Below are 11,776 nucleotides of genomic sequence, written 5' to 3'. Positions count from 1 at the left end.
TTCAGCAACTGTGATTTTCTCTGTGCAAGGTACACATTCTTACTTTTTCCCTTCAACGCTTTGGATCTATTTTATTGTTCTTGGACCGCTTTCTCTAAACGGGCCATCGCTACTTCTTTTCCTAATAAGGAAATCGCCACAGGCAATTCCGGGCCGCGAGTTTCCCCTGTGGTAGCGACTCGAATTGGCATAAACAAATTCTTACCTTTTTGTCCCGTTGCTTTCTGGGTTCGTTTCGTCGCACTTTTAATTTCTGCCGGGGTAAACTCGTTCACCGCTTGCATTTCTTCCATAAATTGCGTGAGAACTTCTTTTGCGCCTTCCGCTTGAAGAACTTCTTTTGCTTCTTCATTATACGTTATTTCTCTTTTAAAGAACAAGGAAGTAAGCTCCACAATTTCTGCAGCGTAATGCATCTGTTCTTGATAAATTCCGACGAGCTTTTTCGTCCATTCATATTGTTCGTCATCTAATTCTTCCGGTAACTTTCCTGCTTTTTGTAAATGCGGAATCGCTAATTTTGTTAAACGATCCAAATCTGCTTGTTTTACGTATTGGTTGTTCATCCATGCTAATTTATCCGTATCAAAAATAGCTGGTGCTTTTGAGACTCGTTCCAAGCTAAATTGCTCTTCCAATTCTTTCAATGAAAAAATTTCTTCTTCTCCTCCTGGCGACCAACCGAGAAGCGCAAGGAAGTTTACAATGGCTTCCGGTAAGTAGCCTAATTCTTTATACTGTTCGACAAATTGAATAATCGATTCGTCACGCTTACTCATCTTTTGACGATCTTCATTTAAAATAAGCGAAGCATGGGCAAATACCGGTTTTTCCCAGCCAAAGGCTTCATAAACGAGGGCTTGACGGGGAGTATTGGAGAGATGCTCTTCCCCACGAATAACGTGAGAAATTTTCATTAAATGATCGTCTACGACTACGGCAAAATTATATGTTGGAATACCGTCTCGTCGTGCAATGACAAAGTCTCCAATATCATCAGTTTCAAAGGTGACTTTTCCGCGAACAGCATCTTCAATGACGATCTGCTCTCCTTCCGGGACGCGGAAACGGACTACCGGTTTTAACCCTTGCGCTTCATATGCTTGGCGTTGTTCTTCAGTTAAATCCCGATCGCGCCCACTGTACTTCGGCGCTTCTCCGCGAGCCAGTTGTTCTTCCCTTTCTTTTTGCAGTTCTTCTTCCGTCATGTAGTCATAATATGCCTTTCCGCTATCCAATAGTTCTTGTAAATATTTTTCATAAATCGATAATCGTTCCATACTTTGATACGGAGCATACGGGCCACCAATATCGACACTTTCATCCCATTCAATGCCGAGCCATTTTAAACTATTCATTAACTTTTCTGTGGCATCTGAAACGTTACGGGCTTGATCGGTATCTTCAATTCTAACAATAAATTTTCCGCCTTGACTTTTCGCAAATAAATAGTTAAAAAGAGCCGAACGAGCCCCACCAATGTGTAGGTGTCCGGTTGGACTTGGAGCAAAACGCACTCTTACTTCTTTATTCATGATTGTTCTCCTTTCTATCATCGTTCCTTATTTCTGTCTAGCTTTCAGGGCGCTGAAGAAGCCAATGAGCGGCTTCTTGCACCGCTCCTCCATCGCTTGTCGCGGCTAAACGGCTTTCTACGCTTTTCGTTTCAGCAACACGACGGCGTGGGCTGCCATTCCTTCTTCCTTTCCCACAAAACCGAGCTTTTCGGAAGTCGTTGCTTTCACATTCACTTGCGTCTCCACAGCTTCTAATGCGTTTGCAATATGTTTTTTCATTTCGGGAATGTATGGCTTCATTTTTGGCTTTTCCGCCAACACAGTGGCATCGACATTTCCTATTTGATACCCTTCATTTTTCACAAGTTCATACACTTTTTTTAATAACTGAAGAGAATTTGCATCTTTAAAGGTTGGATCGGTGTCAGGAAAATGTGTGCCGATATCTCCTTTTCCGATCGCGCCGAGTAAGGCATCGGTCACTGCATGCAACAATACATCCGCATCGGAATGACCCAATAATCCTTTTTTATAAGGTATACGGACCCCTCCTACAATGAGGGGGCGATTTTCGCTAAATTGATGTACGTCATATCCGTGTCCTATTCTCATGACTTTTCTCCTTTTTTTCGTTTCTTGAGAATCATGTGGGCAATATCAATGTCTAGCGGGGTCGTTAACTTTATATTTTCATCCGATCCTTCCACAATATGTACTTTTTTTCCACATTTTTCGACAAGACTGGCATCATCGGTTCCTCTAAACTGCTCACTAGTAGCTTTTTCATACGCTTTTACAATCAAATCTTTTTGGAACGCTTGCGGTGTTTGTGCTGCCCACAATGCCGTGCGCTCGGGAGTATTCGTAATAAAACCATTGTTCACTTCTTTAATCGTATCTTTTACCGGAACAGCAAGCACAGCGCTGCCTTTATCCGCTGCTGTACGAACAAGCTCGTGAATCGATTCCTTGGCAACAAAGGGTCTTGCTCCATCATGAATGAGAACAATTGCTGCCTCGGCACGTTTTAATCCTTCCAACACGCTATCCTGTCTCTCTTTTCCACCAGGAACGATCGCTCTCACTTTCATCATTTGCCATTCTTTCATCAGAGCAGACATCGCGTCACACTCTTTTTCATTCGCAACGAGGATGACCCGTTCACACCAAGGATCTTCTTCAAAAACCGCCACAGTGTGTACGATCAGCGGACGGTCGTCTAGTTTAATAAACTGTTTGTTGTAGCCGGCTTTCATCCGACTTCCTTGTCCAGCAGCAGGAATAATGACGTCATATTTCATAATACCTCTCCGTCTCTACCCGAACTTTCCATTATCCTTATTTATCATACACTTGAAAGCTTTCTTCATCAATAATCAAACATATTTTCATGAACGATACCGTTTTGGAGTCGACTACTGTTATGAAGAAAACCCCTAATTGTAAGAGTTGGTCTCTTCAATTAGGGGATAAAAGAATAAATTATAGCGCTTTTTCCATCATTTTCGGTTTTGCAAATATCATCCGACCTGCACTAGTTTGTAACACGCTTGTCACGATTACTCCGATTGTTTTGCCGATATACTCTCTGCCACCTTCGACGACGATCATTGTACCATCATCTAAATAAGCAATTCCTTGGTTTTGTTCTTTTCCGTCTTTAATGACGTGAACTTCCATTTCTTCTCCAGGGAGAACAACCGGTTTCACCGCGTTGGCAAGATCATTAATATTTAAAACCTCCACTCCTTGCAAATCACATACTTTATTTAAATTAAAATCGTTCGTAACGACGATTCCGTTTTTCACTTTTGCCAGTTTGACAAGCTTGCTATCTACCTCTTGAATTTCTTCAAAGTCTCCTTCATAAATTTCCACTGCAATGGGCAATTCTTTTTGAATTCGATTTAAAATATCTAACCCCCGACGCCCTCGATTTCTTTTCAAAACGTCTGAAGAATCGGCAATATGCTGTAACTCTTCTAACACGAATCCCGGTATAACGAGTGTTCCTTCAATGAATCCGGTACGACAAATATCAGCGATGCGCCCATCGATAATAACACTTGTATCTAATATTTTTATTTTCGGCTGCGGAGAAGAAGGGACTTCTGCTTCTTTTTTCTTTAATGAGCCTCGGCTAGCAGGTAACAAACTCATTAATTCGTCCCGTTTTTTAAAACCAATCTGAAAACCAAAATAACCTAAAAAGAAAGTAATGAAAATAGGAAGAACAGAACTAATCACCGGAAAATCAACCGTATTTAAAGGAATGCCGATTAAGTAAGCAACAACGAGTCCAAATACGAGTCCAAGGGTGCCAAATAAAACGTCTGTCACTGGCGCTTTCACAATAATTTCTTCTAGCATTCTCATTCCACGAACGAGATGGCCTACGAGCCAAAACGTTGCTAAAAACAAGATGAATGCACCAATTAAGCCACCAACATACGGATTGCCTAGCCAATGCGGAACAGATGAATAATTTAATAATGAAATAAGTTCTGGTATGAAAATAAACCCTAACGTTGCACCGGCTAGAATAAAAAATAATTGCATACTCCATTTCAACACGATACGAACACCTCCTTTCACCAGTATAGGCAATAAAATTTTTTTCAAACCTTCTTCCAAATGTAATGAAAAGTATACTATCATCTCTTTCTTTTAAGGTGGATGTTACAGAATCGAAGGGAGATTGTAACCTAGATGAGATTAACGATACCAGGCAGAAGAGCTATCAATGAGTGCATAATCTAATGCTTCTTCTAATGTAGATACCCCAATTACTTCCATTTCTTCTGGGGGTTTCCAACCTTCCACATTTTTCGCTGGAACAATGGCGCGTTTAAATCCTAATTTTGCGGCTTCTTGAATTCGTTCTTCAATGCGAGAGACTCGACGGACTTCTCCCGTTAAACCAACTTCTCCAATGACGACATCGCCCGGATAAGTCGTATGATTACGATAACTGGAGGCAATACAAATGGCTAATCCTAAATCAATGGCAGGCTCATCTAGTTTGACGCCTCCTGCTACATTTAAATAAGCGTCTTGATTTTGAAGAAGCATTCCTATTCGTTTTTCTAATACAGCCATTAAAAGAGCAATGCGATTGTGGTCTATTCCTGTTGCAGTACGACGGGGATTGGCATAACTTGATGGAGCAATGAGCGCTTGCACTTCAACTAATACGGGCCGGGTTCCTTCCAACGAAGCAACCACAATGGATCCGGAGCTTCCTTCCGTACGATCTTCTAAAAAAATTTCTGATGGATTTTTTACTTCTGCAAGACCTTTTTCTCTCATTTCAAATATACCAATTTCATTTGTGGATCCAAAACGATTTTTTACTGCTCGCAAAATGCGGTAAGTATGATGTCTTTCTCCTTCAAAATAAAGAACCGAATCCACCATATGTTCTAACAATTTTGGACCCGCAATGGCACCTTGTTTCGTCACATGACCGACGACAAAAATAGCAATGTTTCTCGTTTTGGCATACTTCATCAGTAAAGCAGTTGATTCTCTCACTTGAGCTACACTACCTGGTGCGGATGTAATGTTTGGATCATGAACCGTTTGAATGGAATCAATAATCACTAAGGTAGGGGCTACTTGATCGATCGCTTTTTCAATCAGCTCCATGTTCGTCTCAGCAAAGACATATAGTTTCTCCGCCGATACCCCGAGTCGATCTGCGCGCAATTTCGTTTGTTTTACCGATTCTTCCCCGGAAATATACAACACTTTATTTCCTTGGTTGGCAAGTAGCGATGATATTTGAAGCAATAAGGTGGATTTTCCAATTCCCGGGTCTCCTCCGACCAAAACGAGGGAGCCGGGCACAATCCCACCACCGAGGACGCGATTGAACTCGGGCAACGTTGTATCTATTCGTTCTTCTTTTGTGCTCGTTACTGATGTGATCGGTTCAGGAAAGGAAACCGTGGTCGTCCCTGACCAAGTATGATTCCGCGTTCCTTTTTTAGGTGAAGGGGCTTCAAACTCTTCCACTAATGTATTCCATTCTTGACAACCTGGACAACGACCCATCCACTTATGAGACTCGTACCCGCATTCTTGACAAACAAACTTTGTTTTCTGTTTTGCCACCCTTTCTCCTCCTTCCCTATAAAAAATAACTGTAAAAAGATCCGGGGAAATGGTCACTATTTCTCCCGGATCATTAGTCGTTTTTTACGTACATTCGTTACGTTGTCGCTCCGGATTTTGTTTGTACAGTATACTCATCATTTTTCACATCAATGACAGCTGTATCTCCTTTTTGGAGCGTACCACGCAATAGTTCTTCAGACAGTCGGTCTTCCACTTGTTTCTGGAGCGCGCGGCGTAACGGGCGGGCACCGTACTCTGGGTCATATCCTTCCTCCGCAATTTTATCAATAGCAGCTTCTGTCAATTCTACCTTTACTCCTTGTTCTTCCAGACGTTTTTGCAACTCTTTAATCATTAAGAGAACGATTTCTTTAATATGCTTCTTCTCAAGACTATGGAAGACAATAATTTCATCCACTCGGTTTAAAAATTCCGGGCGGAAAGTATTTTTCAACTCTCCCATCACTTTATCTCGCATATCTTCAAATTTTTCCTCTTCGTCTTGAGTGGTAAAACCGACATATCTGCTACGATTTAACAGGTTCGCACCGACGTTGGAAGTCATAATAATGGCTGTATTACGGAAGTCAACACGACGTCCTTTTGAGTCTGTTAAAAACCCATCTTCTAGCACTTGAAGCAAAATATTAAACACTTCTGGATGTGCTTTTTCAATTTCATCCAAGAGAATAACTGAATACGGTTTTTGACGTACTTTTTCCGTTAACTGTCCGCCCTCTTCATATCCAACGTACCCAGGAGGGGAACCAACCAAACGACTTGTTGCATGCTTTTCCATATACTCTGACATATCAATCCGAATGACGGAATCTTCATCTCCAAACAACGTTTCGGAAACCGCTCGTGCTAATTCAGTTTTTCCAACCCCGGTCGGTCCTAAAAAGATGAAGGAGCCGATTGGACGTTTCGGATCTTTCAGCCCTGCTCGCGCCCGGCGAACCGCTTTTGAGATTGCTTTTACCGCTTCTTCCTGTCCTACTACGCGACTGTGTAATATTTCTTCCATCTTGAGTAATCGATCTGTTTCTTCTTCAGCAAGTTTCGATACCGGAATTCCTGTCCAGCTTGCCACCACCTGTGCAATATCTTCTGAAGTCACTTCCGTATTCTCTGTTCCTTGCTTTTCTTTCCATTCATTTTTCATCTTTTCTAACTCTTCCCGTAGATGTTGCTCTGTATCGCGCAAGGACGCTGCCTTTTCAAATTCTTGGCTTTGTACTGCCGCATCTTTTTCCTTCCGTGTTTCTTCTAGTTTCTGCTCTAATTCTTTTAAATTAGGCGGGGCGGTGTATGAACGCAAACGTACTTTTGAACCGGCTTCATCAATTAAATCAATCGCTTTATCCGGTAAGAAGCGGTCTGAAATATAGCGATCAGACAATTTAACCGCGTCTTCAATCGCTTCATCCGTAATCTTCACGCGATGATGTGCTTCATACCGATCGCGTAATCCTTCAAGAATTTGAATGGATTCTTCAATCGTTGGTTCGTCTACTTTTATTGGTTGAAAACGACGTTCAAGCGCTGCATCTTTTTCAATATATTTACGATACTCATCGAGCGTTGTTGCACCGATACATTGTAATTCTCCTCTAGCAAGGGAAGGTTTTAAAATATTGGATGCGTCAATGGCGCCTTCTGCTCCCCCGGCTCCAATCAATGTGTGCAACTCATCAATAAACAAAATAACATTGCCCGCTTGCCGAATTTCATCCATCACTTTTTTCAACCGATCTTCAAATTCTCCACGATATTTCGTGCCCGCAACGACCGTTCCCATATCCAAAGTCATTACTCGTTTATTGCGAAGGGTTTCAGGAACTTCATTGGAAATTATCGCTTGGGCTAGCCCTTCTGCTACAGCTGTTTTCCCAACTCCCGGCTCTCCGATTAATACCGGATTATTCTTTGTACGACGACTTAATACTTGAATGACGCGTTCAATTTCTTTACTCCGACCAATCACCGGATCCAGTGCCCCTTCTTTTGCGACCGCTGTTAAATCTCGCGCTAAACTATCCAGCGTAGGGGTGCTGGCATTGGAAGAACTTGCCGCTTGTTGGTTGTTTGCGCCGGAAGAATCGTGATTTCCAAGCAGCTGTAACACTTGTTGACGGGCTTTGTTCAAACTCACTCCTAAATTATTCAAGACGCGCGCAGCAACGCCCTCTCCTTCCCGAATCAGTCCAAGCAAAATGTGCTCTGTTCCAACGTAGGAATGACCTAGTTTTCTCGCCTCATCCATCGATAGCTCAATCACTTTTTTCGCCCGTGGCGTGTAATGAATCGTCTTCGAACCGACTTGACCTGTCCCGATGAGCGCTTCCACTTCTTTTTGAATTTGATCAGGTTCTAAGTTCAATACTTGCAACGCTTTGGCAGCAATACCTTCTCCTTCTCGAATAAGTCCGAGTAATATATGTTCTGTTCCTATATTGTTATGTCCAAGGCGAATTGCTTCTTCTTGTGCTAACGCTAATACTTTTTGCGCTCGTTCTGTAAACCTTCCAAACATCATATCCGTCCACCTCCGAATAAATAACTCTCTATTTATTTTCTTTTTCTAAATGCAATCTATCACGAATTAATTTTGCCCTTTCAATGTCTCTTTCCGCAGGTGTTAATGCTTTCTTTGCATATTGTTGCAGAAATCCTGGTTGTGTTAAGATCATGAGTTCATTTAAGATATTACCCGAAATTCCATGAATTAAATCCAAATCAATTCCTAGTCTGACATCGGACAGTCGATTGGCAGCTTCCTTTGATTCCATAATACGGCTGTTTGCCAATAAACCGTACGAACGGAAAATTTTATCTTCTAATTGAATTCTTGAATGCGAAAGAAGAGATTGACGAGCAGAACGTTCTTGTTGAATGAGCTGAATGACGACTCCCCGTAAATCTTCAATGATGTCTTGCTCTGACTTACCAAGCGTCATTTGATTTGATATTTGAAAGATATTTCCTAATGCTTCGCTTCCTTCTCCGTAAATGCCTCGAACTACTAAACCTATTTGGTTAATCGCAGGTATGATGCTATTTAACTGTTTCGTTAATACGAGAGCCGGCAAATGCATCATGACCGAAGCTCTAAGACCCGTTCCAACATTCGTCGGGCAACTCGTTAAGTATCCTCTTTTTTCATCAAAAGCATATGTTACTTTTCCTTCAATCCAATCGTCGAGACCGTTCGATAAGACAAATCCTTCGTTTAATTGAAACCCACAAAACAAACATTGCAAACGAATGTGATCTTCTTCATTAATCATAATGCTAATGGACTCATCTTGACTAAGCATGACAGCCCCGTAATTCGATTCTTCTGCCAGATGAGGACTAATTAAATGTTTTTCTACTAAGACTCGCTTTTCATTCGGTGACAAATCATTCATTTGTATTAACTCTAGTTTTCCAATGGATTCATCATACGGTTCCGACAACACTTTGGAAACGTAATGCAAAAGTGTGGAAGCAGAGTGGTCAGAAGCTGCTATCGGAAAAGGGAAGTTTTCTAAGTTTCGCGCTAGACGAATCCGCGTGCTTAAAACGATGTCGTCCTCTTCCTTGCAGTTTTTTTTCATCCATGGACTGATCGCTTCATTAATAAATTGATCGAGCGACATGACTACTCCCCTCCTTCCTTGTTCTCCATTTTCATTTCAAGCTCGCGAATTTGATCACGAATTTTTGCTGCTTCTTCAAACTCTTCCTTTTCCACGTGCATTTCCATTTGGTTTCGAAGTTGTTGAATCTGTCTTTTCATTTGCATTTTGCCACCAGTTCTTTTCGGTACTTTCCCATGGTGACGGACGTTTCCTCCATGCACTCTTCTAAAAATCGGATCCAGTTTTAAAGAAAAACTTTCATAACAATGGACACAGCCAAAGCGCCCTTTATCGATAAATTGCTGATAGGATAAACCGCATTCCGGACATACAAGAGGTTTTCGTCGCGAACTACTGGATGGATGAGAGCTTTGTTGATCAAAAGGATGATCCCCATGCAATAAACCCGATAACAATTCATGAATGGAATACCCAGTAGAACCCGGTAAATGCTCTCCTTTATCCCTCGCACATTCATCGCATAAATGCATCTCTTTCTTTTGACCGTTAATAATCTTTGTAAAATGAAGTGTGGCTTCGTTTTTTTGGCATTCTTCGCATATCATTGCATCTCCTCCCTCCGAAGCCTTACTTGTATCGTAAACTCTGAAGCATTGCCCGGAGAAGCCTTGCGCGAATCATATCACGATCTTCTGCATAACGAAAGGATAATGTCTTCTTATCAATAACAGAAAGCATCAACTTCGCTTCTCGTTTAGAAATCACTTTTTCTTCAAAAAGTCGTATAATAATACTTTCGGCTGTTACTTGGTCAATTCCTTCTTTAATTAAGTCCATCAGCTGATCAATTAATTCCGCATGATCTTCGACTTTCACTCGCGAAATGCGAATATACCCGCCCCCACCCCGTTTGCTCTCCACCACATACCCTTTTTCCGCCGTAAAACGAGTACTGATCACATAATTAATTTGGGACGGCACGCATTCAAACCGCTTCGCTAGTTCACTACGTTTAATTTCAATTAAGTTCTTGTCACTTTGCATTAAAATTTCTTTTAAATATTTTTCTATCACATCCGAAATATTTCTCATGCAAGGTGCCTCCCTTCACCTTGTGATAGTATCAGTCATCATTTTGACCTTGACTATCTTTGACTATAAATATAATATAATGGACCCGATTTATCAAGAAAACGATACTACTGTTAGTGTAGCCAAAATTTCCATGAACGAATCATGGAAAGGAAGAGAGACAAGTCATTATGACTCCATTTCTAAAGAAATAACTCCTTCACAAGATAATATTTCTTCTTGTAACTTCACCCGAGCGGAAGCGTCCAAATTCCCAGGTTTCATATGGATAATGTAAGCATATTGTTCTTTGTCTTTTTCTTCCATCAGCATTCCTTTTATTCTCTTTACTTTAATGTGATGCTCTTCCAGTACTGCAATAATATTCGCTAAAGAAGAGGTGTCAGCTTTTACATAAATTTCTAATTTGTTTTTTTGTATTGACTTTTTAATAAAATGATCGACATTATTTAAAAAGAACAAGCTCAACAATACAATGATCGTCGTAAAAATCGCCGGAAAATACATCCCCGCCCCGGTTGCTAAACCAATCGCTGCCACCACCCAAATCGAAGCAGCAGTAGTTAAGCCTTTCACAGATACACCTTGAACAATAATTGTCCCAGCTCCTAAAAAACCGACGCCGCTTACTACGTAAGAAGCAAGTCGCGAAGGGTCATAGCGAACAACTTCTTGGTTTTCCGCTAAATACGATTGAAAACCAAATAAAGCAAGTAACATAAGTAAACATGAAGCGGTTCCTACTAGTAAGTGTGTTCGAAATCCTGCCGGATGACGTTTATATTCTCTCTCAATCCCTATAAGTCCTGCTAAAGAAGCAGCAATTAATATTCGAGTAATAATGACAATGGTTTCATCATTCAGTTGAAAAAAATCCATACATGCTCTCCTTTCATTTTTTATTTACTGCGCCATCACAACCATTCCTCCTTGAAAAGGTAAATATGATATAAACGCTTATCCATTAGGTGGACAAACCCTCCTAAAAATTTTCTGATTTTCAAAAATTAACGTTCCTTATAATATATGTTAATAAACACGCGCTATGATACTACAAAGACAAGTATAACTCTCGTGTGAAGAAATATACAAAAAAACCGTCAGAGTGTTGATTCTGACGGTTTTTCTCATTGCCCGGCAACGTCCTACTTTCACAAAGGGTCGCCCCTTCATTATCATCGGCGCTAAAGAGCTTAACTTCCGTGTTCGGCATGGGAACGGGTGGGTCCTCTTTGCTATGGTCACCGGACAAGTATGAATTTGTCGCTTCCACTTGGCGTGGAAATCCTTCAAAACTGGATAATCGCTACTACGAGTGCGAGACGTTCATCTTTGTTTGGATAAGTCCTCGACCGATTAGTATCTGTCAGCTTCACGTGTCACCACGCTTCCACCTCAGACCTATCTACCTCGTCATCTTCAAGGGGTCTTACTCTGACAAGATGTCAGATGGGAAATCTC

The 11,776-nt window shown here is 41.2% G+C and carries 10 protein-coding genes, 2 rRNA genes and 1 other annotated feature (1 of these 13 cut by a window edge); all 12 genes read right to left on the bottom strand.

Annotated features, from left to right (window positions below; translation table 11 throughout):
* Positions 1–65 (bottom strand) — a binding site (T-box leader) (it extends 161 nt beyond the left edge of the window).
* Between the two features lie 6 nt (positions 66–71).
* Entirely contained in the window at positions 72–1,535 is a 1,464-nt protein-coding gene (gltX, locus tag GJS40_RS02355) for a glutamate--tRNA ligase (RefSeq protein ID WP_270895844.1), read from the bottom strand.
* Between the two features lie 117 nt (positions 1,536–1,652).
* A complete protein-coding gene (gene ispF, locus GJS40_RS02350) occupies positions 1,653–2,129 on the bottom strand; it encodes a 2-C-methyl-D-erythritol 2,4-cyclodiphosphate synthase (protein ID WP_270895842.1) in 477 nt (158 codons plus the stop codon).
* On the bottom strand, positions 2,126–2,818 hold the full coding sequence (gene ispD / locus GJS40_RS02345; protein WP_270895840.1) for a 2-C-methyl-D-erythritol 4-phosphate cytidylyltransferase: 693 nt from the start codon (positions 2,816–2,818) through the stop codon (positions 2,126–2,128). The genes ispF and ispD overlap by 4 nt, the downstream gene beginning before the upstream one ends.
* Positions 2,819–2,999: 181 nt before the next feature.
* Entirely contained in the window at positions 3,000–4,091 is a 1,092-nt protein-coding gene (locus tag GJS40_RS02340) for a PIN/TRAM domain-containing protein (RefSeq protein ID WP_270895839.1), read from the bottom strand.
* A gap of 141 nt (positions 4,092–4,232) precedes the next feature.
* Positions 4,233–5,633 carry a DNA repair protein RadA gene (gene radA, locus GJS40_RS02335; RefSeq protein WP_270895838.1) on the bottom strand — a complete coding sequence of 467 codons (1,401 nt, stop codon included), beginning with the start codon at positions 5,631–5,633 and terminating at the stop codon, positions 4,233–4,235.
* Positions 5,634–5,730: 97 nt separating this feature from the next.
* Complete coding sequence (gene clpC, locus GJS40_RS02330) at positions 5,731–8,175, bottom strand: ATP-dependent protease ATP-binding subunit ClpC (RefSeq protein ID WP_270895837.1); 2,445 nt, start codon at positions 8,173–8,175, stop codon at positions 5,731–5,733.
* 28 nt (positions 8,176–8,203) lie between these two features.
* Complete coding sequence (locus GJS40_RS02325; RefSeq protein ID WP_270895835.1) at positions 8,204–9,280, bottom strand: protein arginine kinase; 1,077 nt, start codon at positions 9,278–9,280, stop codon at positions 8,204–8,206.
* 2 nt (positions 9,281–9,282) lie between these two features.
* Positions 9,283–9,828 (bottom strand): UvrB/UvrC motif-containing protein, encoded by a 546-nt coding sequence (locus GJS40_RS02320; protein ID WP_270895833.1) that lies wholly within the window; start codon positions 9,826–9,828, stop codon positions 9,283–9,285.
* 22 nt (positions 9,829–9,850) lie between these two features.
* Positions 9,851–10,315 carry a CtsR family transcriptional regulator gene (locus GJS40_RS02315; RefSeq protein ID WP_270895831.1) on the bottom strand — a complete coding sequence of 155 codons (465 nt, stop codon included), beginning with the start codon at positions 10,313–10,315 and terminating at the stop codon, positions 9,851–9,853.
* A 168-nt stretch (positions 10,316–10,483) separates the two neighbouring features.
* Positions 10,484–11,194 (bottom strand): MgtC/SapB family protein, encoded by a 711-nt coding sequence (locus tag GJS40_RS02310; RefSeq protein WP_270895829.1) that lies wholly within the window; start codon positions 11,192–11,194, stop codon positions 10,484–10,486.
* A gap of 253 nt (positions 11,195–11,447) precedes the next feature.
* Positions 11,448–11,564: ribosomal RNA gene (rrf, locus tag GJS40_RS02305) — 5S ribosomal RNA — on the bottom strand.
* 87 nt (positions 11,565–11,651) lie between these two features.
* A 23S ribosomal RNA gene (locus GJS40_RS02300) occupies positions 11,652–11,776 on the bottom strand; the annotation flags it as partial.

It is taken from the genome of Aliibacillus thermotolerans, assembly GCF_027853235.1.
Taxonomy (GTDB): Bacteria; Bacillota; Bacilli; order Bacillales; family Marinococcaceae; genus Aliibacillus; species Aliibacillus thermotolerans.
Note: the sequence above shows the minus strand (reverse complement) of the source record. Positions and strands in the feature narration are given on the sequence as shown.